Origin of the sequence: Leifsonia sp. AG29 (genome assembly GCF_009765225.1) — a bacterium.
In the GTDB taxonomy this organism is placed as follows: Bacteria; Actinomycetota; Actinomycetes; order Actinomycetales; family Microbacteriaceae; genus Leifsonia.
In genome coordinates, this window is the sequence record NZ_VMSF01000001.1 from 2,656,818 (window position 1) to 2,682,342 (window position 25,525).

Below are 25,525 nucleotides of genomic sequence, written 5' to 3' on the forward strand. Positions count from 1 at the left end.
GAATCATATGCGCCACGGGCAGACCATCGACCTGCGAGGCGCAACCTTCGAGGAAGTGAACCGTCGTCAGCGGTCGGCGCTACCCTCGGGCACATGGACCAGCGCATCAGTCTCGTGACCCTCGGTGTGGCCGACCTGGCGAGGAGCCGGGCGTTCTACGAGGAGGGGCTCGGCTGGACGCCCGCAGAATCGCCGGAGGGCGTGGTCTTCTACCAGCTTCCCGGCATGGCGTTCGCCCTTTTCGGGCGCGACGATCTCGCCGACGATGCGCACCACCCGATAGACGGAACGTTCAGCGGCATCACGCTCGCTTGCAACCAGCGGTCGGAGGAGGATGTCGACCGCGTCTTCGCGGAGGCGGAGGCGGCAGGGGCTCGCATCCTGAAACCTGCCGAGCGTGTGTTCTGGGGCGGATACTCCGGGTACTTCGCCGACCCGGACGGGCACGTGTGGGAGGTCGCGTACAACCCGGGCTGGGCGCTCGCGGAGGACGGGACGCTCACCGTCACCTGAACTAACTCGGAGTCTTCGCTAAACTGGGTGAGTCGGGGGGGACTTGCCTATCGGGGCAATTTGTCTGGTTCGATTTCCAGAGTCCTCCACTGCGATTCCCGCGGCAGCACCCGGAATGAATCATGAGGGTACCCGGTTCACGATTCCCCGATCGCGCCTGCCGGGGGGAGCGTTTTGAGCAGATCCAAGGCGACCTCCGACAGGCTCCCCGGGTCAGCCCGGTACACCACGAGCATCATGCCGTCCGTGCCGTCGATCAGCGTCTTCTCCCGCGTCAGGCGGAGCTGCCCGACGATGGGGTGTCGCCACTCCCCCACGTTCGACTGCTGCGGCGCCGGCGACTCCTCCGCCCACAGCCTCCGGAAGCGGACGCTCCGCACACTCAGTTCACCGACCAGGGCCTGGAGGCTCTGATCGCCGGGCTCGCGCTCCGCTCGATACAGCAGGTAGCGGGTCATCGCGACCGTGACAGGCTCCCAATCGCCGCCCAACTCACGGATGCCGTCATCCAAGAAGGTCGACAGGATCAGATTCGTGCCCGGCTCGAAGAAGGCAGCCAGCGACCGGGCGTGCCGGTTCGACTCGAGGACGTCCATCAACCGCCCCTGAACGTACGCCGGGGTCGCCATTCGCTGAAGCGCGTGGGAAACGGCCGGTGGTACCGGCTCAGGACGGGACGAGGACTCGCCCCACGGCAGCCGGCGCCGCACGGCGTTGGCGCCCAGCGTGCGTCCCGGGCTGGCAGCCAAGAGGCCCGCGAGGGCGTCGCGAGTCTCGTCTTCACTCCGTGCGCGATCGAGCCGCGCCGCCCACTCGCGGACCATCGAGTCCTCCACGTCGCGGGCCCGGATCAGCAGCGTCCGATGGGGCACATCAATCTCATCTCCTCGAGAGCGTCAGGCGGGCCTCCGCGAGCCGCTGGCCCGACCCTAGCGGCCCTGAACGGCCACTCATATCGACCTGCCGGGTCGTTTGCGTAAGGCTCGGGCTGACGCCATCTCCCGGTCCAGAGCGCCGGGCTCCGCGGGTGCAGGATGAGCACATGAAGCTGACGCTCGACCTGCACGACATCTACAACCGGGGCGGCGATATCGATCGCGCCCTGCGCGCAGTCATCGCGGACGCTGTCGCGAAGAAGGCGCCACTGATCGAGATCATCCCGGGCAAGGGATCAGGCGCACTGAAGAAGCGAGTGCTGCGCTTCCTGGATCAGCCGGAGATCAAGGCCCAGTACCACCGAGTCGAGAAGGACTCGAAGAACTTCGGGCGCGTGTTCGTGCACTTCCGGTGGAAGTGAGGGACGAGCCCAAGACGAATTGGACAGCCTCCTGGTAGCGGCCATCGTCGGCCACGGGTCCCGAACGCGGCGAGGACCCCCTGGGAAGGCATCACGAGGCCCCCGGTAGCTCACTGTCGGCAACGAACATCGGCGGCATGTCTTCGGCGAAGGTGCTCTGTTATGACTGCTTGCTGAGAAAGTTCACAGCCGGACGCTCTCAGCTGTGGGGGCGTCCATTCGCTGAAAGGGATGACACGTGAAGCGCCACCCTCTGGTCGTCTTCTTCGTCGCAGCATTCGCATTCCCCTGGTTGCTCTGGGGAACCACACTCGCTCTGCAGGTCGGTCTCATCGGCTGGCACATCCCCGAGTCTCTCGGCTTCTGGATCGGGCTCCCGCTCGCCACCTACGGCACCGCGGCCCTGACCGGCGGGTGGCCGGCAGTCAAGGACCTGCTGCTGCGCCTCATCCGGGTCAAGGTCCGTCCGCTCTGGTATCTCGTCGCGATCGGACTGCCGGTCGGCATCGCCGCGGCGGCGGTCGGCCTCGGGACTCTGAGCCCGACCCCCGCGGCCGTCGGAGCCCTGATTCCGGCCAGCGCGATTCTCGGTGCGCTCCTCCTCAACTGCTGGGAGTGGTTGATCACCGAGGAGACCGCGTGGCGCGGTTACGCCCTCCCCCGGCTGCAAAGACGATTCGACCCGCTCACCGCTTCGCTCGTGCTCGGGGCCCTGTGGGCGCTGTGGCACCTGCCGTTGTTCTTCATCGCCGACAGCTTCCAAGCGCGCATCCCGTTCTTGGGCTTCGCGCTGTCCACAGTGGCGACGTCGGTCTTGATCGGCTGGCTGTTCAACCACGCGCGCGGTAGCGTCCTGCTCGCGGCGCTCTTCCATGGGTTCACGGACGTGTCGATCGCGTTCAGCGGCGTCCTGACCTCCGGGGCGGCGCTGTTCTGGATCACGGTCGGCATCCAGGTTCTCCTCGCCGCAGCGGTCTCCGTCGATCTCCACCGGCGAGACCGCCGCTCGCCCGAGCTCCCGGCGACCACGATCTGATCGACCCGGCAGACCGCTCGTCCCGTCATGCACCGAAGGCGCCCAGCGGCGCCCGGGAACGGGCGCGTCCTAGCCGTGATGATCCGGCCCGCGTCGACCGGGAGGGAGGTCCAATCCAGGACTACCCCAGCCAGGACTATGCCAGGGAGCCGCTGCGGGAAGTCGGCCACCCAGTGCCATCACGGCGCGATTTATGCGCTTAGTGGCGAACCAGCCAGTGGTGGAGCGCGCCCACCTCCCGCGAGACTGGAGCCATGACCCGAACATCTGCTCACGCTGTGTCCCTCACGCCACTGGGCGGCCCGACGGTCCTCATCGGCTTCGCCGGACACCGCTTCCTCGTCGATCCCACCTTCGACCCCGCCGGGGACTACCCGGTCGGCTCCCGGGTCCTGACCAAGACCTCCGACGCGATCGTCTCCGCCGACGAGATCGGGCCGGTCGACGCCGTTCTCCTCTCGCACGACCAGCACCCCGACAACCTCGACCGCGCCGGACGGGTCTTCGCCGAGAACGCCCCTCTGGTGCTCACCACCCGGCTGGCCGCCGGTCGTCTCCGCGGGCGCTGCCGCGGGCTCTTGCCGGGAGAGCGCGCCGACGTGGGCAGCGTGACCGTGACCGCCGTCCCCGCGCAGCACGGTCCCGACGGAACCGAGGACAAGACCGGGCCGGTGATCGGATTCGTCCTCGAGGCGCCCGACGCCCCCACGCTCTACATCTCGGGCGACAACGCGTCCCTGGACGTCGTTCGCGCCGTCGCCGACCGATTCCCCGAGATCGAGATCGCCATCCTCTTCGGCGGGGCGGCCCGGAGCCCGCTCGTCGACGGGTTCCTCACGCTGACCAGCAGCGAAGCGGTCGAGGCCGCGGCGATCCTCGGCCATCCTCGCGTCTTGGCCGCACACACGGATGGCTGGGCCCACTTCACACAGGACGGTTCGTCCTTCCGCGCCGCCTTCGAGGAGGCGGGCATCGGGCCCCTGCTGCTTGACACTAGTCCGGGCGTTCCTGTCCACCTCGACCGTTCCGTTCAGCAGGGGTGAGTGCATCCGCTCAACAGGCAGTCACTCACCCGCGACCGGCGCGGCTGAGAAAATGGAGCGCATGACCGAACCCGTCGTCAGGCGCACCGTCCTCCGTGAGACGCTGACCGACTTCGCGACCGGATCCGTAGAAGTACGGAGGATCACGCTGCAGCCCGGTGTCGTCGGAGGCCCGCATCACCACAACGGTCCCGTCTTCGGCGTCATCGAACGGGGCTCCGTCATGTTCCAAGTGGATGGCGGAGAAGAGCAGCTCCTCCGCCCCGGCGACGTGTTCTACGAGCCCGAGCAAGCCCTGGTCGACCGATTCGACGCCACCGACGAGGGCGTCACCTTCCTCGGTTACTTCCTCAGCCGACCTGGGCAGGACCCGGAGCTCATCGCAGGACCGCCCACCCGTTCACAACACTGAACGGGAGAGCCCGACCGAAGCTGTCACCTCGCTGTTGCCTCTGGGCCGCTGGCGGCCTTACTGTGCCGCGAGAGGATCACGATGAGGGATGCCGATACGCCCGAAGAAGGCTCACCGATGGGCAGCCCGCGCGGCCCCGGGTGCACGTGCGGCGCACCTGAACGCCGTCAATTCCTGCCGATCAGTCAAGCCGAGCCCGCCAGGTCGTCTCAATCGTCCCCCGCTTCGCACACGATCGAACAGGTGACCATCCCGGCGGGTGTCTTCGTGATGGGCGACTCCTCGGGCGACCGGAACCCCGGCGACGGCGAAGCACCGCTCCACGAGGTGACGCTGGACAGCTTCACGATCGACGCGACCAGCGTGACCAACGACGACTTCGGGCGGTTCGTCGACGCGACCGGATATGTGACCGAGGCAGAGAGCTTCGGGTTCTCGGCTGTTTTCCACCTGGCACTCGCCGCTTCCGCCGAGGACGTGGTCGGGCAGCCGCCGGAGACGCCGTGGTGGCTGGGTGTGCGCGGAGCGGACTGGCGCCACCCGGGTGGACCAGCCTCCTCCCTAACCGGTGTCGGGGATCATCCGGTGACCCATGTGAGCTGGAACGACGCCGTCGCATACTGCGCCTGGGCGGGCCGTCGTCTGCCCACGGAAGCGGAATGGGAGTATGCGGCCCGCGGCGGCCTCGCCGGCGCGAAATACCCGTGGGGTGACGCGGAGGTCGACGACAACGGCTGGCTTGCGAACATCTGGCAGGGCGTGTTCCCGATCGTCAACACGGAGGATGACGGGTACCTGACCACCGCTCCGGTCCGCAGTTTCGCCCCGAACGGCTACGGGCTCTGGCAGATGGTCGGAAACGTCTGGGAATGGTGCGCGGACTGGTATTCGCCCGACTACTACCGCCGCTCCCCCGCACAAGACCCGGCAGGTCCGGTGAAGGGGACTTCCCGGGTCATGCGCGGTGGCAGCTACCTGTGCCACATCTCCTACTGCAACCGCTACCGCAACTCTGCCCGGTCCCACAACACCCCCAACTCGTCCACAGGCAATATGGGATTCCGTACCGTCGCGCTCACTGTCGGGCCATAGCGATCCGGAGGCGTTCCTCCGGGTCGATGAAGTGGTCGTTGTCATCGGCTCCGACGTCGAGCTGCACCCAGTTGATCCTTCCGGTGAATCTGCTCGTGGCCGGCGTGTAGTCGGCCGTGACCGCTGTTCCCGATTCGTACCCGATGTCGGTCGTCTCGTCGGCGGAGAAGATGATCGCCTGGGTTTCGCCGACGCGGCCAGTCCCGACCTTCCGTCCGTCGTAGTAGATCGCGACCTCTCCGCCCTTGCCGAGACCCCCGCCGTCGTACGCGAACTCGACGCGGACCTGACTCTGTCCGCGCTCGAGGGGCTCGGAGGCCTCGATCCGGAACTCCTGGATGCCGAGAACGTTGTAGACGAACTTCGCGTGCCCCTCCTTGATGTAGAGACTCCAGCCTCCGAACCGGCCCCCCTGCGCGATGATCACGCCGTTCGCGCCGGCGTCCGGCACCTCCAGCTCCGCAGTCACCGAGAACGATCTGTTCTTGATGCTCAGGACGCTGTTCTCCGACAGCCGGCCCATCCCGGAGACGAGGAGCTGCGAGGTGCCCCGGATGAGCGTCGGCCGGCCGGCCAGCTCGGGGTTCAGTCGCTCGGCGCCGCGGTCGTCGATCGGCAGGACGTTGTACTTGGTCGCCTCGATCAGCCACAGCCGTTGGAGGTGGTGCAGGCGCTCGGGCTGTTCGACCGAGAGATCGTGCGCCTGACTGTAGTCGACATTGCCGTCGTACAGCTCCCAGACGTCGTCGTGGAACGCCGGGATGACCCCGCCGAGCATCACCCAGGGCGTGCGATGCTTCGTCACCGCGCTCCAGCCCTTGTGGTAGATCCCCCGGTTGCCGAACATCTCGAAGTACTGCAGGTCGTGGCGCTCCGGCTCGTCGGGGTGGTCGAACGTGTACAGCATGCTCGTACCCTCGATGCGGGACTGCTGAACGCCGTTGACGACCGTGGGTTCGGGGAGGCCTGCCGCTTCGAGGATGGTGGGGGCGACGTCGATCACGTGGGTGAATTGCGACCGCTTCCCGCCCTTCTCGGAGATCCCCGTCGGCCAGTGCACGATCGTGCCGTTGCGCGTCCCGCCCCAGTGCGAGGCGACCTGCTTCGTCCACTGGAACGGCGCATCCATCGCCCAGGCCCAGCCGACCGCGTAGTGGTTGTAGGAGGTCGGGCTTCCGAATTCGTCGATCTTGGAGGCCATGAACTCGGGGGTTTCCAGCGCGGCCATCCCATTGAAGTTGGCCATCTCGTTGAAGGCCCCGTTCAGCGTGCCCTCCGCGGAGGCTCCGTTGTCGCCGATGATGTAGTAGATGATCGTGTCATCGAGGATGCCGAGGTCCTCGATGGTGTCGATGACCCGGCCGATGTGATGGTCCGTGTGCTCCATGAAGCCCGCGTAGACCTCCATCTCGCGTTCCAGCACGGGCTTGAGCTCCTCCGGCATGTCGTCCCAGGCGGGGATCTCCTCGTGCCGCGGGGTGAGTTCTGCATCGGCGGGGATGACGCCCAGTTCCTTCTGCCGGGCGAACGTCTTCTCCCGCTGCACATCCCATCCGTCGGCGAACGCGCCGGCGTACTTGTCAGCCCATTCCTTGGGCACGTGGTGCGGCGCGTGGGTGGCGCCCGGCGCGAAATAGACGAAGAAGGGCTTGTCGGGCATCAACGCCTTCTGCGTCCGGATCCAATTGCACGCGTGGTCGGCCAGGTCTTCGGTCAGGTGGTAACCCTCCTCCGGGGTCGCCGGCGGCTCGACCGGGGTCGTACCGTCGTACAAGGCGGGATCCCACTGATTGTTCTCGCCGCCGATGAAACCGTAGAACGTCTCGAACCCGCCGCCCGCTGAGGGCCAGGCATCGAACGGTCCCATCGGTGACGACTGCCAGACCGGCACCTCATGGCACTTGCCGAACTGAGCCGTGGAGTAGCCGTTGAGCTTCAGGGTCATCGGCAGCGGTGCCTTCGTGTTGGGCCGCAGCGAGCTGTTGCCCGGAGCTGACGTCGCCGTCTCGGTGATGCTGCCCATCCCCACGGAGTGGTGGTTGCGGCCCGTCAGCAGTGCGGCACGGGTCGGAGCGCACAGAGCCGTCGTGTGAAACCGGTTGTAGGTCAGGCCGCCGGCGGCGAGGCGCTCCGCGTTCGGGGTGTTGCACGGCCCCCCGAACGCGCTCGCGGACCCGAAGCCGGCGTCATCGACGAGGATGATCAGGACATTGGGTGCGCCCGGCGGGGGCGCCAAGGGCTCGATCGGCGGGTAGACGGTATCCGGATCCTTGGCGTCGTAGGTCGTCGGGCCCGGCTGAGCGCGGTCCGGGATGGGCAGCATCGCCCGCGCGTGCCGATCGGGATTCATGACATCCACCTTCTTGCGCGCGCCCCTCGCAGCATGTCAGGCCTCGTGATCCCCATGATTCATCCCCTCGCGCCATTCGGCGCCCACGGCGCCGCGTCACCTCGAGGATGGCAGGACGTGTCGGGTGCGGCATAGGGCCATGAGTCCTGACCACATGCCGCTCCGAGGTCGCACGCGGCCCGCTTCTGCCCATGATCGAAAGGCCCAGAGGACGGGCACCGACTGGAGGGTGCTCTCGCTCGGGCGCTCGCGAGGCCGGATGTCGTACCCGGACGACCTGTCGCAACCGGCGGTTTCCACGCCAACGGGCCCGAGAGCCTCCTGTCGCGAACGGGTCGTTCGACACTGACCTGCGTCTGCCGCTGCCCGGTCGGCCGGCTCGTGCGAGTTTCGACTGACCTCTTGACAAGGCCCTGCCGAGTCGACCAATGTTGCTCGCAGAAATAGTGAACGTTCACTATCATCACGGGACGCCCGCACTTATGGGCATCTGTTCCGGCTAGGCCGGATCGCGCGCACGTTCGACGCCCGCGATGAACACCTGCGATCGACGGCAATGAAGCATTCGAAAGGAGAGCCGATATGCGGAACCTATTCCTGGGCTTGGTGACAGCGGCTGCGGTGACCGCAAGTCTCGTTGTTCCCGCAGCAACGCCGGCTGTAGCCACCACCACCACCGTCTCGTACGTCGACACGACGAAGACGACGTACGACAAGAACGTCATCATGGTGAACGGCAAGCCGTTCTTCCACAGCGGCGTCCAGTTTCGGTACGAGAAGCTGAAGTACACCTACGGGTGGACAGACGCGCAGCTCGAACCCATCATGAAAATGGTCGCTGATGACGGCTTCAAGGTCGTCAACATCCCGATCTGGTGGTCCAAGATCGAGACCTCGAAGGATGTCTTCGACTGGACCGATCTCGACAAATACATCGACTGGGCGAACAAGTACGGGCTCAAGGTCGAATTGCTCTGGTACGGAGCGGACTCGACCGGTATCAGTTACGCTCCGAGGATTCCAAGCTACGTGCTCAACACCTACCAGTACGTCGTGAACTCGAGCGGTACGCGGATTCAGCTCGGCACCAACTACCTGCTCGACAAGACCGACCCGAACCTGCTGGATCGGGAGAAATACGTGCTCGGGCAGGTGATGAGCCACATCGCGACGTACGACACCAACCAGGCGCTCATCGGCGTGCAGGTGGAGAATGAGCCGAACGTCGCCAACATGCAGTGGGGCGCTTCGACCGACCGCAGCTACAGCTCCTATAGCAACACGTTGTGGACGTCCGGTGGGTACACGAATGTCGCCCAGTTCCGCCGCGACGTCCTCATGAAGTACTTGAACGCACTGGGCCAGGTCATCAAGCAATCCGACCACTCGGTGTACACGCGGGTCAATGTCGTCGGCGACGCGATCCCTGTCGCCGAGAACGAAGCGCTGCGGTCAGCGGGCCAGTCGTACATCGACTTCATCGGCGGTGACCCGTACACAACGGACCTCGACACGCTCTACAACTACGGCCTCAGCGGCACCTTCGTTCAGGGCAAGAACCTGCCGATGATCATGGAGACCTACGCCGGGAGTTCGGTCGCGGACATCGCGAAGTTCAACGCTCTCGCCGGAAACGCGCCGATGAACATGTACGCCGCCGTAGACCCGGATTCCACCTCCGGCGTCTCGGACTCGGGTCTCTACAACTTCGACCCGACTACTCACGTTGTGACAAGGAAGACGGTGAGCTACAGCGTCGCTGCCTTGAACCAGGCACTGAACAAGATCAGCACCGACCTCGCGACTCGAGCACCGATCGAGGCTGGTGGGTCGACGCTGCAAACGTTCAATCGCAAGGCGACCACCTCGGTCACCAATCTCAGCAAGGCACTGGGGACGACCAACGTCGTGTTCTCGACGTCGCAGGCCGGTCAGGGGATCGCCGTCAAACGCGGCCCGAAAGAGTACGCGTTCTTGGCGACCAAGGCTTCGACCTTCTCTCTGCCCTCGAGCCTCGGCACCGTCAGTGCGGTTGAAACCGGCTCGTACGACTCGAACAACACGTGGAGCAGCGGAGGCGCCAAGAGCTACGTGAATTCGGGCGGGAACATCACGGTGCAGCTTTCGGCCGGAGAAGTCGTGCGCGTCACCTTCACCTGAGTGCTCTCCATGCTCGATCTAGGGTGTGGCGCTTCCCCGGGAGCGCCACACCCTAGATCGGTGCGGGACCGCTCGATCCGCGGACGACGATCCGCGCGATAGTGTCCAGCCCCTCGTCAGGCTCGTTCTCGCCGTGGATCCGAGCGAGCAGGATCTGCATGAGGCGCCGTCCTTGCCCCTCTTTGTCCACCGCGACGGTGGACAAGGTCGGGTCCGTATATGCTCCGAATTGCTCATCGTCCCATCCGAAGACACTGACGTCTTCCGGGACTCTGATGCCTCGCTCCTGCAGAGCGCGGATCGCTCCGAACGCGACGCAATCATTGGCCGCCAGGATTGCGGTCACCCCGGCTGTCGCAGGAAGGCCGTGAACCGCCTGGTACCCAGACCTGACCGACCAGTCCCCGGGCACCACGTCGTACGACGTCACACCGGACCGTGCGATCGCTTCCAGGTAGGCGTCACGGCGATTCTTGGCCGACGTCCACTCCATCGGACCGGCGATGTGAAGGAACCGGCGGTGTCCCATGTCCGCGAGCATCCTCACGATCTCCAGCGCCGGGTCGCCGTCGGCGAACGCACCACGAGATCGCATGTTCTCGTCGTATTCCTCCGCGACGACAATTCGGCTTCGCTGCGAGAGCACTCCGTCATCGTCGAGGCCTGTGAGCGATGTGAGCGACAAAACGCCTTCCACACGCTCGTTGGCCACGAGGGTGGCCACGCGGGCTCGGTCGGCGCGCTCGTCTCCTGCCAGGCTGACGATGTCGACGAAAAACCCACGCTCGCCCGCGGCAGCGAAGGCGCCTCTCAGGACAGGCGTGGGAACGAATTCTCCGATTCGGGGAAGGATGAGCGCGATACGGTTCGATCGGCGCGTCCGCATCGAACGGGCGATGAGATTCGGCCGGTAGCCGAGCTCCTTCACGGCCTGATGGATGCGCTCGACCGTTGCCGGCTTCATCCCGGTACCTTCGTCTCGAAAGTACCGGGACACGGTCTGATGGGACACGCCGGCCAGCTTCGCGACGTCGATCATGGTCGCCGCTCTTCGCTCGGGCATGGTCGCTTCTTCTTGCACTCGCCTTGATCCGCTGGAATGACTCGAGTCATCATGGCACACTCGCGCGGCGGGCGAGCCCACGGAATTTGGTCCGGCTGTGATGATGGTCTGCGGGCGGGAAGGCCGACGAAGGTCAGCTGGTCGACATGGGCGTAGGCGTGGCCACCGGAGAGGGCGTCCCCGTCGTGCTCGAGGAGTTCGACTGGCACTCCCAGATGCCGAATCGGCATCGTGTTCGTCAAAGGCACAATCCGAGATCGCAGTCCAGCGCCCCCTCCAGCAACTCCGGGACGAACCCAACGGAGCCTTAGGCAGGGTCTTCGCCCTCCGCCATCCGGCGGGCGGTCCACACGCCGACCCGGTCCCGCGTCAGGTCTCGATAGCGGAACCAGCCGTCACTGTGGGCGGCGACGAACAAGCGGCGCGTCACCCACCCCTCTCCTACTTCCAGCCACCACGAGGTCGCGTACTCCGCTGTGACCGAAGCCCCGTGCGCGAACATCGAGGCCGGACCGAACTGCACCGCAGCGTCATCTACGCGCGTCACGTCTTCGAGCCCGCGCCAGAGGTACCGTTGCGGCGCTGCGCCTTGGCCCGTGAGTTCCGTTGCAGCGGTAAGCGCCGAGTTCCCGAGCCCGACCAAGCTCAGCTTTCCGAATCGGCCTTGATGATCGCGTCGAGGAGTCCTGGGAACCGGGCGGCGAGCTCCTCATCGCGGAGCGAGGTCCAGCGACGGTTGCCGTCCTCGCGTTGACGGATTACGCCGGCCTCGCGGAGCACCTTGAAGTGATGGCTCAGCGTCGATGGAGCGACGTCGACATCGAAGGTGCCGCAGGCCCGCTCAGGCGACGCCCACAGCGTGCGGACGATCGTCATCCGCGTCGGGTCGGAGAGCGCGTGCAGCACGTCGAGAACGTCGAAGTTCGCGGGTTCCGGGTGAGCCAGCGCCATGCGGCGCCGTGATCTGGGCATGCATTCCTCCTTGCGCTTGCATCGATCATAGCAAGTTGTACTATATTCGTCATTCGACGTTTATCGAAGGAGTTGCGATGGTCACACCCACCCGATCCACGCGCTGGCTCGCCCTCGCCACCGTGCTGCTGGCGACATTCATGGCGCAATTCGACTTGTACGTGGTCAATGTGGCGCTGCCGGTGCTGCAACGACAACTCCATGCCGAGCACAGCGCGCTCCAGCTGATCGTCGGCGGCTACGCGTTCGTCTATGCTGCCGGCCTCATCACGGCCGGCCGACTCGGCGACAGGTTCGGGCATCGGACGGTGTTCCTGATCGGAATGGCCGCGTTCGGGTTGGCATCGTTGTGGTGCGGCCTCGCTCAGACAGGGAGCGGTCTCGTCGAAGCCAGGCTCGTCCAGGGTCTCGCTGCATCCGTCATGGTCCCTCAGGTCCTCGCGCTGATCAGCAGACTGTTCACACCCGCCGGGAGGCCGCGCGCCCTGTCCGCCTTCGGCGTGGTGATCGGCATCGGCGCGGTCGCCGGCCAGGTCGTCGGCGGTTTGCTCCTGCACGCCGACCTGTTCGGACTCCACTGGCGCCCGATCTTCCTGGTCAACGTCCCGATCGCGCTCATCGGTGTCGTCGCCGGTGCGTTGCTGCTCCCGCGACATGAGACCACGACACATCCCCGCTTCGACGTCCTCGGCGCGATCTCCCTCCCGGTCGGGCTGGCACTCCTTCTTGTCCCGCTGACGCTCGGACAGGATGCCGGCTGGCCGTGGTGGACCTCCGTCGCCATCGTGGCCGGCGCACTCGTCGTGGCCGCGGTGCTGATGTGGGAGCGACGACTCAGCATCCGCGGGGGCGAGCCCGTCCTCGATCCCCGGCTCTTCCGTCAGGCCGCGTTTGCGAACGGCATGGGCCTGAGTGCCGTCATCTTCGCCTCCTTCTTCAGCTTCGTGTTCACCCTCTCCCTGTTGTTCCAAGACGGGATCGGGCTCAGCCCCCTGGACGCCGGACTGGCGTTCGCGCCCCTCAGCATCGCCTTCGCGGTCGCCTCAATCCTTGCCCGGGGCTTCATCGCCCGCTACGGCGCGCGAGTGATCGTCCTGGGCACCGCACTGGCCTGCCTCGGCCTCCTCGCCATCGTGATCATCCTGGCCGCCGACCGGCACCCCACCACACCGCTGTTGATCGTTCCCATGGTCATCGTGGGCCTCGGCAACGGCACCGCAGTCCCCGTGCTCACCGGCGTCGTCCTCCAGGGCGTGAAGTCCGGTGCCGGCATGGTCTCCGGCATCCTCACGACCGCGCAACAGTTCGCCACGGCGGCCGGCATCGCCATCCTCGGTGCGGTCTTCTTCACCGCCCTGGGTACCAGCCGAGACCTCGGCGGCTACACGGGAGCCATGCTCTTCAGCACCACCGGAAGCCTCATCCTCGCCGGACTCGCCGTCCTCATCAGCGTGCGTCTTGTGAACGCCGCCAAGCCCGGCTCCCCGGCGCCACACATCACAGGATCTACTGCCGCGCGCCGCTAACCCCGGACCGCACCGAAAGGACCGCCATGAACCAGACATTCGGCCTCTATCCGGAGGCGTGGCTGCGACTGCACGCAGCCGACGCGACACGCCTGCATTCGAACCCAGCACGCCGACCCGAGGAGCAGGACGACGCCTGCGAGAAAGAACTGGACCGCCATGCCATCGCCCTCATCGTGGCACCCCCGCTCAACGACGGAAAGTGTAACTACTAGTATGTACATCATGAGCGCAGATACGAGGGATCTCCTGATCGAGTCGACCAGAGAGCTGATGTGGGATCGGGGGTACGCGGCGATGAGTCCGCGCGCGATCCTGGTTGCCTCGGGCGTGGGGCAGGGCAGCATGTACCACCACTTCAGCGGCAAGGAGCAGCTGGCGGCGGCAGCGATCGAGCGCAATGCGGAGCAGATGCGGGCGCAGGTGGCCGACGACCTCGCGGGTCCGGGAACCGCCGTCGAGCGCATCGGCCGGTACCTGCATCGCGAGCGGGAGGTGCTGAAGGGCTGCCGGTTCGGCAAGCTGGCTCAGGACCCGGATGTCGATGCCTCAGACGTGCTGCACGGGTCTGTCGATGAGATGTTCGCGTGGCTGCAGGATGCACTGGCGACGGTGGTCCGGGAGGGGCAGGAGGCCGGCGAGCTACCGGCCGGTCTCGACGCGGCACGTATCGCGGCGACGATCGCGGCGACGCTGCAGGGCGGTTACGTCCTGGCTCGAGCCGCACAGGATGGCGGGGCCTTTCACGACGCCGTCGACGGGCTGCTCGACCTGCTGGCCGCCAGTTCGGGCGGCGCCTGACATGCGGGTACTCGGCAGGGGTGGACCGGACGAGTCGGGACCCGCGTCGATCGTGACGGGCGCTGCGTGGGTGCGCGGTCTTGCGCGGCCGCCCGCACCCTCCCGCCTGGTGGTGGAAGAAGTGACGTTCGCGCCCGGCTCCTACACGGTGTGGCACTCGCACCCCTTCGGGCAATTGGTCGTCGTCACCGCCGGGAACGGCTGGCTCCAGAGCCGAGGGCGACCGGCCGTCGCGCTCTCCACCGGCGACGCCGTATGGATCGAACCCGGGGAAGAGCACTGGCATGGATCGACGCCCGAGACCCTCCTGACCCATCTGATCATCCAGGAGCACGACGACGGGGTAGACGCCCATTTCACCTGCGCCCTCGCCGACGGCTCGTATCCGCCCGTGACTGCACGGGCGACTGAGAACGAAGGACCCACCGCATGATCGCCGCCCAGTACGAAATCCTCCTGCCCGCCGACTACGACATGGAAGTCATCCGGCGCCGCGTCCGTGAGCGCGGCGCCGCGCTCGACGCCCGGGCAGGCCTCGGGTTGAAGGCCTACCTCGTCCGGGACATCGCCGAAGGCTCGGCTGTGAACGCGTACGCTCCGTTCTACCTGTGGCGCGATCCCGCGGCCACGGCCGCATTCCATTGGGGCGGTCAGGGTTTCTCCGGAATCGTTCGCGACTTCGGTCGGCCTGTCGTGCGGACGTGGATCGGCGGGGGCTTCGCGCGCGGCCGCGCATTCTCCGCGCAGCCCTCGCATGCGCTCCTGCGCACGAGAGCACTCCCGCCTGACGTCGACCCGGTCGAGGCCGCGGAGTTCCTCTCCAGCGTCGCCGTCGCGAGCCCAGGCGGGAACGTGCACTCCCACGCCTGGGGCATCGACCCGACCAGTTGGCAGTCGGTCGAGTTCACTTTGCTCACCGCCCACCCCGGCCAGACGACGGACGCGGAGACCGTCGTCTACACCGTGCTCCGCCTCTCATCACCCGAAATCGAGGCGCTGCGGTGACAGCCGGTCTCTCGATCTCGTCGTCCCCTGTCGTCGGAGGGACGGCCCGGTCCCGGGGAGCATGGGCGATCTATCTCGGCATGATCGTGGTGACCCTCGACGGGTCAGCTCTGAACCTGGCGCTGCCGACCATCGGCTCCGACCTCGGTGCGACCGCGTCCGGGCTGGAATGGGTCGTCAACGCGTACACCCTCCCGCTGGCCAGCCTGCTGCTGGTAGCGGGGACCATCGGCGACCGGACCGGCGCCCGGACCTTGTTCGTCGCCTCCGCCGGCGGGTTCGGCCTCGCCTCCGTCGCTTGCGCCCTCGCCCCGACGCTGCCGCTCTTGATCACGTTCCGCGCGATCCAGGGCGTCTTCGCGGCCGGGCTCCTGCCGATGGTGCTCGCGCTCGTCGTCAAGACCATCACAGACCCGGCAGAGCAGGCCAAGGCGGTCAACCTCGTCGCCGTCTCCGGTGGGATCGCCATAGCCGCCGGCCCCCTCCTCGGCGGGCTCCTCACCGACAGCATCGGGTGGCGCGCGGCGTTCTGGCTCACCGTCGCCCCGATCGCCGCAGCAGTCCTCCTCATCCTCCGAACGCCCGAGACCTCCCGTGGTGAACGAAGGCGCATCGACCTTCCGGGGCAACTGGCCGGCACCCTGGCGCTGACGGCTCTGATCGCGGGGATGGTCGAGGCCGCATCGGTCGGCTGGACCGCTCCAATCGTGCTGGCGCTCCTGGCGAGCGGCGTGATCGGGATCGCGGTGTTTATCAGGATCGAGCACCGCGCCAGCGAGCCGATGGTGCCCCTCGGGCTGTTCCGGAATCGCGCGTTCAGCGCGGCGAGCTTGGGCGGCTTCGCTTTTCAGTTCAGCGCATACGGGCTGCAGTTCGTGCTCGCGCTGTACCTTCAGCAGCGGTGGGACCTCACCGCGCTACAGGCGGGTCTCGTCCTCATCCCGTTCTCCCTCGGCAGCATCCTTGCGGCGGTGGGGCTCAATCCGCGCCTGCTGCACCGCGGCCCGAGATTCATGCTCCTCGCCGGCACACCCCTCGTCATCGTCGGTGCGCTCATCACCCTCGGCACCGCCGACACCGGAACGTGGAGATGGCTCATCGTCGGCAACGCCCTTGTCGGGATCGGGACGGGCATCTACTCGCCCAGTCTCAATCAGGTCGCCACCGCGAGTGCCGGCACGGCGCGCGCCGGTCTCGCCTCCGGGGTGTACAACACGTCACGTCAGATCGGTCAAGCCACCGGCATCGCCCTCCTGGGCTCACTCATCGCTCTTCCCGATTCGACATCCGGGGTGCGCGTCGGGCTCGCGATCTGCGCGCTCCTCGGCGCTCTCATCCTCGTGCTCACGGTCGTTTACGCACCGCGGGCCCAGAACACGACGAAGCCGTCGTCTCCGGTCTCATGCGAACCCTGATGGCGGCGCCGACGATCGTTGCTCCGGCCGCTGGAAGCGATCGGCGTCGGCTGTTCGCTCTCCACATCGACTATCTCGTCCCGCTCGCGCAGATCGACGCCCTGCTTCCAGCCCATGTGGAGTATCTCGACCGGTTCTACGCCGACGGTACCTTCCTGCTCTCCGGTCGCCGTGTCCCGCGAACCGGAGGATTCATCCTGGCGGCCGGCGCCAGCCGGAGCAGCATCGAGACGATCACGGCGCAAGATCCGTTCGTCCTGCATGAAGCGGCCCGCTACCAGATCATCGAGGTCGCTCCGACGAAGGCGTCGCCTGACATCCGAACCGTGCTCGAGCAACGCGGCGTTTGGTCGTGAACCACCCTTCGGAAGGATTGGGGTCGTGGCCGTGCACCTGGACCGCCGTGTCGGGAGGTGAGCCGCCGGATCACTCGATCGAAGGCACGCTGGCGTTCTCGATCAGGTGCAGCTGCGTCCCATCAGGGTCGACGAGGAATCCCGCTCGCTGGCCCCACGGCTGCAGGCGAACAGGATGGAGCCGTGGGGCCCCGACGGACTTCTCGGGGACGCCCGCCCCCTTGATCTCCCGGTACAGGCCATCGACGTCATCGACCCGGACGCTGCACATGAAGGAGCTCTCCTCGGGCACGAGATCGGGAAACAGGAAGTACTCCAGCTGAAGCTCCCCGCTGCGCAGAATCAGCCAGTCATGATCTCGATATGCCGGCTCGAACCCGAACGCACCGTAGAAAGCGATCGTGTCATCAAAGTCGCGGGACGGCAGATTCGGCACCGCGTGATCGGTCATGCGGGAAGCTTAGCGGCGGACTCGATCACCTGTATGTGGCCGCTGCTCTACCTCGGGAGCTCGCGAGACCGGATGTCGTAGCTGGACGACCTGTCCCAGTTTCCTGGACACCGGTCACCACGCGTCAAGTGATCGTTCGCCCGGGTCAGTCAATCCACAATCTCGCGCAGGAAGACCTGCGCCTCCCATGGCTCGCAGGACCCGTTCACTCGCGGCGGTTGCCCCTCGCGATTGCCGAGCACCGGTTCCGCCTCACGCCACGCGTCGGCGTTCGGAACGTCGTATTCGGCCGGGTCACCCGACAGGTTGGCGATCACCAGAAGTTGTCGGGTGCCCAGAGTCCGCGTATAGGCGAACACGGTCGGATGATCGCACAGAACGAGCTCGAAGCTCCCGTGCGAGACGATCGGTTCGCTGTGCCGCAACGCGATGAGTGCGCGGTAGTACGACAGCACAGAGTGCGGGTCTGCGAGCTGAGCCTCGGCGTTGATCCGGTCGAAGTTCGGATTCACCCCGATCCACGGCGTCCCTGTCGTGAATCCGGCATTCGGAGCGTCCGACCACTGAACGGGTGTGCGCGCGTTGTCCCGACTCATGACCCGCAATCCTGCGAGAACGGCGTCCTCATCCTGACCGCGCAAGCCGACCGCCTCAGCGTAGTGGTTCAGCGACTCGATGTCGCGGAAGTCGTCGACAGCGGCGAACGGCATGTTGGTCATGCCGAGCTCCTCACCCTGGAAGATGTACGGCGTACCTCGCATCAAGTGCAGCACGGTCGCCAGGGCGGTAGCGGATTGCCGCCAGTACTCACTGTCGTCACCGAACCGGCTCACGGCGCGCGGCTGATCATGGTTGTTCCAGTACAGACTGTTCCACCCGACATCGGCGAGGCCCTCCTGCCACCTAGCCAGCGAGGATCGGAGCTCCCGCGCGTTCGATGCGCGCGGGTCGAACTTGCCCGCGGCACCGTGGTCCAGCCCTACATGCTCGAACTGGAACACCATGTCGACCTCGTGACGGGAGGGATCGGTGAACAGCCGCGCCTCCTCGAGCGTCACGCCGGGCATCTCACCCACCGTGAGGAAGTCGCCCGCGCGGCCTGCGAAGACGCGCTCGTGCATCTCTTGAAGGAACTCGTGGATGCGCGGGCCCTGCGCATAGAACGGGAACCCGTCTCCGTGGACAGACCCGGGCGCGACCGCTCCGTCGGGGAGCGAGACCACTTTGGAGATGAGATTGATGACGTCCATCCGGAACCCGTCGACGCCCCGGTCGAGCCACCAGTTCATCATGTCGTAGACGGCCTCGCGCACCTCCGGGTTCTCCCAGTTGAGGTCCGGCTGCTTACGGGAGAACAGGTGGAGGTAGTACTCACCCGATGCCTCGTCGTACTGCCAGGCAGAGCCCGTGAAGAACGAACCCCAGTTGTTCGGCTCCGCGCCCGGCTCGCCGCCCACGAATCCGTCGCGCGGCGGCCGCCACCAGTACCAGTCCCGCTTCGGGCTGTCGAGCGACGCGGCCGACTCGATGAACCACGGGTGCTCGTCGGAGGTGTGGTTCACGACGAGATCCATCACGAGCTTCATCCCGCGCGAGTGGATGTCGTCGAGCAGCCGGTGGAAGTCCTCGAAGGTTCCGTAGACCGGGTCGATCGCACGGTAGTCACTGATGTCGTAGCCGTTGTCGTCGTGGGGCGACGCATAGATCGGCGAAAGCCAGATGACGTCGACGCCGAGTCCCTGAAGATGATCGAGCCGCTTGCGGATTCCCTCGAGGTCGCCGATGCCGTCGCCGTCGCTGTCTGCGAAGCTCCGCGGGTAGATCTGGTAGACGACAGCGGATCGCCACCACGGGTCATCGGACCCCGGGGCGTCGCTCTCCGGGGCATGGCCCGCGCGCTTCGTGGTCAGGTCGGTCATGGCGCTCCGTTCGGTTCGAGGTCGATGAGTACGAGCTGCCATGCACCCGGAGGCGGCAGTAAGACGATGGCGTGGGTCGATTCCATTCGCGCGGGCAGGTCAACGAGCCGAGGCGACCCCTCGGGATCGGCCACTCGCACGCGCGGCGTGCTGCCCGCAACGGCGCGGACACGCAACATTCCGGGCCCGATGTCGGGGACTTCCTCCTTTGGACCGTCCCAGAGGGTGTCCTGCTGACCGGCGAGATTGATCAAATGGATCACCATCCCGTGTGCCGTCTCGACGACCCGTCGCCAGACCGCTCCGGCGACGGGCGCACCCGTCACCTCCGCATCCGCGTACGAGACGTCGAGGTCATCGTTGTACGACCCGGCGTACGAGCCCGTGACATCGACGATCGCGGGGTCGAAAAGCAGTTCGTCGTGCTCAACCATGAAGTCGTACCAGCGACGAAGAAGCCCCGCCGTCGAATCTTCGACGACATGGTTTCGCACATAATACGGATCAACGAGGATCCGATCGGATTCTCCAGCGAGGAGCTGCGTGGCACCGTGCGAGAAGAGCGTGGCCATGGTGAATGCGGTGGCGCGGTCGGCCTCAGGAGCCTGCGCCGAGTCGTAGACGTGCTGATACGCCGCGATCGCGATCGGCTTGTCCCCGCTGGCCGCTCTCGCGCGCGTGACCACGGCGGCGAGCGATCCGAGAGTGAGGTGCGGATCCCAGACCTCGATGTAGACGGCGTCCTGCCGGCTCTTCGCCGTTGTCCAGGTCGGAAAGTCGTTGACGTTGTTGAAGACCAGATGGGCGTCGGGCAGCAGATCGCGCACCCGGCTGACCAGCACATCGAACGATCGGGAGACGTCCACCGCGAGACCGTCTGCTCGCCGTGCGTGCTTCGGGTAGCCGTACTGGTCGAGGTGGAACCCGTCGAACCCCACCGAGTCGACAGCAGCTGCCAGCTCGTCGCGGAAGTGCGACAGCCACGGCACAGCCGCGGGGTCCACGATGAAGAGGAAGTCGCCGAGCGCGTATGGCTCACCTCGGGCGTCGAGGAGCGCCCATTCCTTCCAGGCATCCCATTCGCGCGGACCCACCGCGTAGACGGCCGCATACCCGAGCGCGCGTGCCCCCGCCTCCTGTACGGCACCCACGAGGCGGCGCACGCTGGCCAGCGAGACCGGTTGTCCCAGCGCATCCTCGTAGTCTTCGCCCCCGCCGAGCAGATCGGCGTGGCGATAGGCCCAGTCGTAGAACTGCACATCCGTCAGGTGGAGGCGACGCACGGTGTCGACCAGACCGCGAGGGTCCCGACCCGGGGAGTAGTCGACGGTGAAGCCGTAGCGCAACCGACGGTTGTCCTCTGCCGCGACATGGATGGCGGTGCGGAGTCGGATGGACCCGTCCGTCCACTCGACGCCGTAGCCTCCGGGCGCCAGCGTCCCCAGAGAGACGACCGCGGGGTCATCGACGGTCCAGGAGCCCTGCTGCTCGCCGAGACGCCACAGCGTGAGGTCTCCGGCGCCGGAAACGCCGCGCAACTCCACCTGAACGTCGTGGTCGGGTCCGAACCAGGCACGGGTCGGCAGAAGCTCGCTCATCCCTTCACCGCCCCGGCGGTCAGGCCCTGCACGAAATAGCGCTGGAAGACGAGGAACACCACGATCACCGGGACGACCGCGATCACCGACGCCGCGAAGACGAGCCCCCACTGTGTCGCGTTCTCGCCCTGGAACAGCGCGATGGCGATCGGGAGGGTGCGACGCTCAGGAGTGTTGATGATCGTAAGCGCCCACGCGAATTCGTCCCAGCAAGACAGGAACGTGAAGATCGTCGCAGTCGCCAGCGCCGGCTTCGCCAGGGGCATGGCCAGCCGCCAGTACCGAGTCCACGCGTTGGCGCCATCCACCTGCATCGCCTGATCGAGCTCGGCGGGGATGGAGGCGAAGAACCCGCGGAGGAGGAATGTGTTCAGCGCGAGAGACCCGGCGACGTAGAACACGATCAAACCGCCTAGGGAGTCGATGAGCCCGAACAGCTTCGCGATGATGAATTGCGGGATGATCAGCATCATCGCCGGCACCACGAGCCCGATCAGCAGGATCCGGAACATCGTCTCGCGTCCCGCGAACCGGTACCGCGCGAACCCGTAGGCCATCATCGAGCTGATCAGCACCGACAGAGCGGTTGAGACGACGGCGACCACCGAGGAGTTGAGGAAGTACAGCCCGAAGTCCTGGGTGGTCAGCGCCTGCGTGTAGTTCTCCGTCGTGGCCGGGTTCGGGATGAACTGCGGCGGGACTGTCAGGACGTACGCCTGGCTCTTGAAGCTCGTCGAGAGCATGTAGAGGAACGGGACCACCATGATCGCGGCTCCGATGACAAGCACGGCGATCCTCGCGCCTGCTCCGAGCCTCCGCCTGGTCGTCAGGCGCGGCCGGGTGGGGGAGCGGGCAGCGCGCCGGCTCTCGACGGCGGAGGTCATGAGAGGTCCTCTCCGCCGCGGTCGCGGAAGACGCGCAGCTGGATGACGGCGAGCACGAAGACGATGACGGCGAGGATCACCGCGAGCGCCGAGCCGTAGCCGAAGTCGAGGTACTTGAATGCCTGGTCGTACATGTAAGTGAGGACGACGTCCGTCTGGCCCCCTGGTCCTCCCCCGGTCATGACCAGGACGGAGGTAAAGACGTTGAAGCCGCCGATGACGAGCATGACCGCGACGAACAGGAGCGACGGCCAGATCGCGGGGATCGTGACGACGCGGAAGCGTCGCCAGCGACCGGCGCCGTCCATGGTCGCGGCCTCCTCGAGCGATTGCGGTACCCCCTGGAGGGCCGCCAGGAAGATCATCATGGACCAGCCGACTCCCTTCCAGACGCCGAGGGCGCAGATCGCGACGAGGGCCGTCCAGCGCCCCGACAGCCAGGAGACATCGGAGTCCATCAGGTGCAGGAAGTCGTGGAGCGTGAAGTTGACGAGGCCGCCGTCCGCGAAGAGGTACTTGAACAGCAGCGACACCACGACCCAGCTCGTCACGACGGGCAGATAGAAGAGGACGCGGAAGACGGGCTGAGTGGGGCTCTTACGCTTCAAGAGGACGGCGATGAAGAGCCCGAGGACGATTTGCGGGGGCACCGTGAAGAGCATGTAGATGCCGCTGTTGGTCAGGCTCAGCCAGAAATGCGGATCCTGGAAGGCACGGACATAGTTCGTGAGCCCTAGGAAGCGGCTGACAGCGCCGGCCATGATCTTCCAGTCGAAGAAACTCATCTGCACTGCCTGCAGGATCGGCAGGAGGATCAGGACCGCGAAAAGCACGAAGCCGGGCGCAATGAAGAGGTACGGCGTCGCGCCTGCGCTGAGCCGACCCGCGGAGGCGCGACGCTTGCGCGCCTGCCCGCGCTGTGGCTCCCGCCCCGGGCGCCGAGGCGCGGTGGGGTCGACCCCCACCGCGCGCTCGGTCTGTTCTGCAGTGGTGCTCACGTCATCACTTTCCGGTCAGCAGCGGGTCGATCTGCTGGGCGGCCGCGGTGAGCGCATCCTGGACACTCGTGGTTCCCGTAAAGGCCGGGGTCAGCGCGGCACTGAGGATGCCGTCGACCTTCGCGCCCTGCGGTATAGCCAGCCGCGACTTGGCCGTCTTCAACTGGTCCGCGAAGGTGCTGAAGTACGGGTCGATCGCAGCCTGCTTGGAGGCGAACGCCGGGATGACAGTCATCTGGCCGGTCTTCGCCATCTCGATCTGGAACGTCTCGGACTGCGTGAAGCGGATGAACTTCTCCGCCGCCGCCTGGTTCTTCGACGAAGACGTGAGGACGATGTCCTCGCCGCCGACGACGCTGGTGGACGCGCCGTCACCCTTCGGGACGGGTGCGTAGATGGGCGAGAAGTCCTTGTACTGGCCGGCCCAGATCCCCTTCATCCAGGGGCCGTCGAGGATGGTCGCATACTTCCCGGTGGGCAGGCCATCGGAGGTGGAGGTCGCGCCCTGGTTGCCCGTGATCAGATTCGGGATCTGCCCCTCCTTGTACAGGTCGACCAGCATCTGGACGGCGGCGACGGACTGGGGGCCGTCGAGGTACCCACTCGCCTTCGTGAGCTTCGAGTTCGTGATCTCGCCGCCGTTGGACCAGATCCACGGATAGATGTTCCACCCACCGAGGCCGCTGTCAGCGAAGACGGAGATGCCGGTTCCCTTCAGCTTGGCCGCCATCTGCTTGAGGTCGTCGAACGTCGCGGGCGGTGCACTCATCCCCGCCGCGTCCAGCGCTTTTTGGGATGTGATGAGCACGCGCGTGTTCGTGTCGAGCGGCAGGCCGTAGTACTTGCCGTCGAACTTGTTCGTCGCGAGCGTTCCGGGGTAAGTCGCCTTGGACAGCGTGCCGAAATCGGACATGGAGTCGGACAGCGGAGTGAGGACGCCGAGCTGGGCGAGCTGCGGAACCCAGCCGATGTCGGAGCGGACGAGATCCGGGAGGCTGCCGCCCGCGGCGCTAGTGGTGAGCTTCTGCAGGAGGCTGTCGTAGGGGATGTCCACGTACTTCACGGTGACACCCGGGTTCGCCTTCTCGAAGGCAGGGATCAGGGTGTGGTTCAGCGCGTCCTGCTGGGTGGAGTTGCCGCCGTTACCGTACGAGCCCCAGAAGGTGAGAGTGATCGGGTGGCCGGAGGAGCCATCGGACGAGCCCGTCGAGCTGGCGGAGCACCCGCTCGCGATCAGCGCGACGGATGCCGCGAGGGCCGCCGTCGCGGCCAATGCGGTTGAACGCTTCATTGCAGTTCTCCTGTCGAAAGGGGGCGCTCGGTGCCGAGCCCCGCGTAGGACTTATTTCTATGACAAAAACAAAGGCGGTGTCAATATAGATCTTTTGCCCCGTTTTGCGCCCTTTTGGTTGATTGACGAAACAATCTCGGTATGCCAAAGTGAGTGAACCGACCGAAGGGGGACCAGTGACCGTCACTGCACCGTCATGGGCGCCGGACACGGGCGCCTCACGCTCCGTCGCGCTCGAGGTGCTCCTCCACGGCCCCCTCTCCCGCAGCGAGATCGCGCGTCGGCTTGACCTCTCCCCCGGTTCGCTCACCCGGCTCAGCGCGCCGTTGATCGAAACGGGACTCCTCGTCGAGACGGGCGAGCTGGCCGAGGGCCGGACCGGACGACCCTCCCGCCCCTTGGACATCGTGTCGAGTTCTCGTCACTTCATCGGCATGAAACTCATGGCCGACCGGCTCCAGGGGGTCGCCACCGATCTCCGCGCGAACGTCATCGCCACCGACATGGTCGAGTTCGCATCCCGGGATCCGGAGGCCGTCGCCGATGCGATCGCCGAATTGGCGCGACGCCTCGCCCGCGAGGTGCCGCTGGTCACCGCGCTGGGAGTCGGCCTCGGAGGCCGCATAGCGGGCAACTCGCGCGTCGCGAGCGCCGCGTTCCTCGAATGGGAGGACGTTCCCCTCGTGGAAATGATCGAGCAACGCGTCGGCATCTCCACCGTCATCGAGAACGATGTCGTCGCCTTCACCGAGGCGGAGCATTGGTTCGGGTACGGCCGCGGCCTCGACCGCTTCGCCGTCATCACTCTCGGCGCCGGTGTCGGATACGGTCTCGTCATCCACGACGGCATCGTGACTGACGATGACGCCGGCATCGGCCTCATCGGCCACTGGCCGCTGGATCCGTTCGGCCCGCTGTGCCCCGCCGGCCATCGCGGCTGCGCCCGCAGCGTCCTCACCCAGGCTGCGATCGTGCACGAGGTCGGCACCGCGCTCGGACGCGAGGTGAGCTACGACGAGGCTCTGACACTTGCAGCCGCTGGAGAACCTGCGGCGCGCCGCGTCATCGACGACGCAGGTCGGGGGCTCGGCCGCCTTCTGGCGGCTGTTGCGAACCTGACCATGCCGGAGCGGATCGTCCTCGGCGGCGAAGGCGTCCGACTCGTCGACGTCGCACGCGAGGCCATCGACCAGGGGGTCGCCGCCGACCGGGACCCGCGCGCAAAGCAGCTCGATCTGATCACCACCTCCGGCGACAACCTCGAGTGGTGCCGGGGTGCTGCGGTCATCGCGATCCAGACCTACGTGCTGGGCACGCACCCCGCGTCCGCCTGAGACCGGACT

26 protein-coding genes are annotated in these 25,525 nt (G+C 66.4%); 15 read left to right on the forward strand and 11 right to left on the reverse strand.

Annotation, left to right across the window (positions count from 1 at the left end):
- Positions 1-93 precede the first annotated feature (93 nt).
- A complete protein-coding gene (locus FPT20_RS12835; protein WP_158865841.1) occupies positions 94-513 on the forward strand; it encodes a VOC family protein in 420 nt (139 codons plus the stop codon).
- A gap of 137 nt (positions 514-650) precedes the next feature.
- Here the strand turns inward: FPT20_RS12835 and FPT20_RS12840 are convergent, their stop codons facing one another.
- Positions 651-1,385 (reverse strand): MmyB family transcriptional regulator, encoded by a 735-nt coding sequence (locus FPT20_RS12840; RefSeq protein ID WP_158865843.1) that lies wholly within the window; start codon positions 1,383-1,385, stop codon positions 651-653.
- 170 nt (positions 1,386-1,555) lie between these two features.
- Here FPT20_RS12840 and FPT20_RS12845 point away from each other — a divergent pair, with 170 nt between their 5' ends.
- The 5 genes from FPT20_RS12845 to FPT20_RS12865 all read left to right on the forward strand — a co-directional run bounded on the left by FPT20_RS12845 (position 1,556) and on the right by FPT20_RS12865 (position 5,393).
- A complete protein-coding gene (locus FPT20_RS12845) occupies positions 1,556-1,810 on the forward strand; it encodes a Smr/MutS family protein (protein ID WP_158865845.1) in 255 nt (84 codons plus the stop codon).
- A 238-nt stretch (positions 1,811-2,048) separates the two neighbouring features.
- Complete coding sequence (locus FPT20_RS12850; protein ID WP_158865847.1) at positions 2,049-2,846, forward strand: CPBP family intramembrane glutamic endopeptidase; 798 nt, start codon at positions 2,049-2,051, stop codon at positions 2,844-2,846.
- Positions 2,847-3,100: 254 nt separating this feature from the next.
- Complete coding sequence (locus FPT20_RS12855; RefSeq protein ID WP_158865849.1) at positions 3,101-3,889, forward strand: MBL fold metallo-hydrolase; 789 nt, start codon at positions 3,101-3,103, stop codon at positions 3,887-3,889.
- Between the two features lie 61 nt (positions 3,890-3,950).
- Complete coding sequence (locus tag FPT20_RS17835) at positions 3,951-4,301, forward strand: cupin domain-containing protein (RefSeq protein ID WP_199245766.1); 351 nt, start codon at positions 3,951-3,953, stop codon at positions 4,299-4,301.
- A gap of 117 nt (positions 4,302-4,418) precedes the next feature.
- Positions 4,419-5,393: a formylglycine-generating enzyme family protein gene (locus tag FPT20_RS12865; RefSeq protein ID WP_199246030.1), complete on the forward strand. Its 975-nt coding sequence runs from the start codon at positions 4,419-4,421 to the stop codon at positions 5,391-5,393.
- Here the strand turns inward: FPT20_RS12865 and FPT20_RS12870 are convergent.
- Positions 5,377-7,743: an arylsulfatase gene (locus FPT20_RS12870; protein ID WP_158865853.1), complete on the reverse strand. Its 2,367-nt coding sequence runs from the start codon at positions 7,741-7,743 to the stop codon at positions 5,377-5,379. The genes FPT20_RS12865 and FPT20_RS12870 overlap by 17 nt on opposite strands.
- Before the next feature lie 621 nt (positions 7,744-8,364).
- Here FPT20_RS12870 and FPT20_RS12875 point away from each other — a divergent pair.
- On the forward strand, positions 8,365-9,903 hold the full coding sequence (locus FPT20_RS12875; RefSeq protein WP_158865855.1) for a DUF4978 domain-containing protein: 1,539 nt from the start codon (positions 8,365-8,367) through the stop codon (positions 9,901-9,903).
- 52 nt (positions 9,904-9,955) lie between these two features.
- Here the strand turns inward: FPT20_RS12875 and FPT20_RS12880 are convergent, their stop codons facing one another.
- The 3 genes from FPT20_RS12880 to FPT20_RS12890 all read right to left on the reverse strand — a co-directional run bounded on the left by FPT20_RS12880 (position 9,956) and on the right by FPT20_RS12890 (position 11,938).
- A complete protein-coding gene (locus FPT20_RS12880; protein WP_158865857.1) occupies positions 9,956-10,942 on the reverse strand; it encodes a LacI family DNA-binding transcriptional regulator in 987 nt (328 codons plus the stop codon).
- A gap of 331 nt (positions 10,943-11,273) precedes the next feature.
- A complete protein-coding gene (locus tag FPT20_RS12885) occupies positions 11,274-11,513 on the reverse strand; it encodes a hypothetical protein (protein WP_158865859.1) in 240 nt (79 codons plus the stop codon).
- Positions 11,514-11,611: 98 nt separating this feature from the next.
- A complete protein-coding gene (locus tag FPT20_RS12890; RefSeq protein ID WP_158865861.1) occupies positions 11,612-11,938 on the reverse strand; it encodes an ArsR/SmtB family transcription factor in 327 nt (108 codons plus the stop codon).
- A 77-nt stretch (positions 11,939-12,015) separates the two neighbouring features.
- Here FPT20_RS12890 and FPT20_RS12895 point away from each other — a divergent pair, with 77 nt between their 5' ends.
- From FPT20_RS12895 to FPT20_RS12925, 7 genes are all read left to right on the forward strand, one after another.
- Positions 12,016-13,464, forward strand: coding sequence for an MFS transporter (locus tag FPT20_RS12895; RefSeq protein WP_158865863.1), 1,449 nt, complete (start codon positions 12,016-12,018; stop codon positions 13,462-13,464).
- Between the two features lie 26 nt (positions 13,465-13,490).
- Positions 13,491-13,679: a hypothetical protein gene (locus FPT20_RS12900; RefSeq protein ID WP_158865865.1), complete on the forward strand. Its 189-nt coding sequence runs from the start codon at positions 13,491-13,493 to the stop codon at positions 13,677-13,679.
- A 10-nt stretch (positions 13,680-13,689) separates the two neighbouring features.
- Positions 13,690-14,265, forward strand: coding sequence for a TetR/AcrR family transcriptional regulator (locus FPT20_RS12905; protein WP_199245768.1), 576 nt, complete (start codon positions 13,690-13,692; stop codon positions 14,263-14,265).
- 109 nt (positions 14,266-14,374) lie between these two features.
- Positions 14,375-14,698 (forward strand): cupin domain-containing protein, encoded by a 324-nt coding sequence (locus FPT20_RS12910; protein WP_199245770.1) that lies wholly within the window; start codon positions 14,375-14,377, stop codon positions 14,696-14,698.
- Positions 14,695-15,270 carry a DUF4865 family protein gene (locus FPT20_RS12915; RefSeq protein ID WP_158865870.1) on the forward strand — a complete coding sequence of 192 codons (576 nt, stop codon included), beginning with the start codon at positions 14,695-14,697 and terminating at the stop codon, positions 15,268-15,270. Before FPT20_RS12910 ends, FPT20_RS12915 begins: the two co-directional genes overlap by 4 nt.
- A complete protein-coding gene (locus FPT20_RS12920) occupies positions 15,267-16,685 on the forward strand; it encodes an MFS transporter (protein ID WP_158865872.1) in 1,419 nt (472 codons plus the stop codon). The genes FPT20_RS12915 and FPT20_RS12920 overlap by 4 nt, the downstream gene beginning before the upstream one ends.
- Positions 16,673-17,041, forward strand: coding sequence for a YciI family protein (locus FPT20_RS12925; RefSeq protein WP_199245772.1), 369 nt, complete (start codon positions 16,673-16,675; stop codon positions 17,039-17,041). The genes FPT20_RS12920 and FPT20_RS12925 overlap by 13 nt, the downstream gene beginning before the upstream one ends.
- A gap of 70 nt (positions 17,042-17,111) precedes the next feature.
- On the opposite strand, the gene FPT20_RS12930 is transcribed toward FPT20_RS12925, so the two are convergent.
- From FPT20_RS12930 to FPT20_RS12955, 6 genes are all read right to left on the reverse strand, one after another.
- Positions 17,112-17,492 carry a bleomycin resistance protein gene (locus tag FPT20_RS12930; RefSeq protein WP_158865874.1) on the reverse strand — a complete coding sequence of 127 codons (381 nt, stop codon included), beginning with the start codon at positions 17,490-17,492 and terminating at the stop codon, positions 17,112-17,114.
- Positions 17,493-17,641: 149 nt separating this feature from the next.
- Entirely contained in the window at positions 17,642-19,411 is a 1,770-nt protein-coding gene (locus tag FPT20_RS12935) for a glycoside hydrolase family 13 protein (protein WP_158865876.1), read from the reverse strand.
- A complete protein-coding gene (locus FPT20_RS12940; protein ID WP_158865878.1) occupies positions 19,408-21,009 on the reverse strand; it encodes a glycoside hydrolase family 66 protein in 1,602 nt (533 codons plus the stop codon). The genes FPT20_RS12935 and FPT20_RS12940 overlap by 4 nt, the downstream gene beginning before the upstream one ends.
- Positions 21,006-21,893 (reverse strand): carbohydrate ABC transporter permease, encoded by an 888-nt coding sequence (locus tag FPT20_RS12945; protein ID WP_158865880.1) that lies wholly within the window; start codon positions 21,891-21,893, stop codon positions 21,006-21,008. The genes FPT20_RS12940 and FPT20_RS12945 overlap by 4 nt, the downstream gene beginning before the upstream one ends.
- Positions 21,890-22,891: a carbohydrate ABC transporter permease gene (locus tag FPT20_RS12950; RefSeq protein ID WP_233265517.1), complete on the reverse strand. Its 1,002-nt coding sequence runs from the start codon at positions 22,889-22,891 to the stop codon at positions 21,890-21,892. The genes FPT20_RS12945 and FPT20_RS12950 overlap by 4 nt, the downstream gene beginning before the upstream one ends.
- Before the next feature lie 4 nt (positions 22,892-22,895).
- Positions 22,896-24,182, reverse strand: a complete 1,287-nt coding sequence (locus FPT20_RS12955; protein ID WP_158865882.1) for an extracellular solute-binding protein — start codon at positions 24,180-24,182, stop codon at positions 22,896-22,898.
- A 176-nt stretch (positions 24,183-24,358) separates the two neighbouring features.
- Between FPT20_RS12955 and FPT20_RS12960 the strand changes: the two genes are divergently transcribed.
- A complete protein-coding gene (locus FPT20_RS12960) occupies positions 24,359-25,516 on the forward strand; it encodes an ROK family transcriptional regulator (RefSeq protein ID WP_158865884.1) in 1,158 nt (385 codons plus the stop codon).
- The last annotated feature ends 9 nt before the right edge of the window (positions 25,517-25,525 follow it).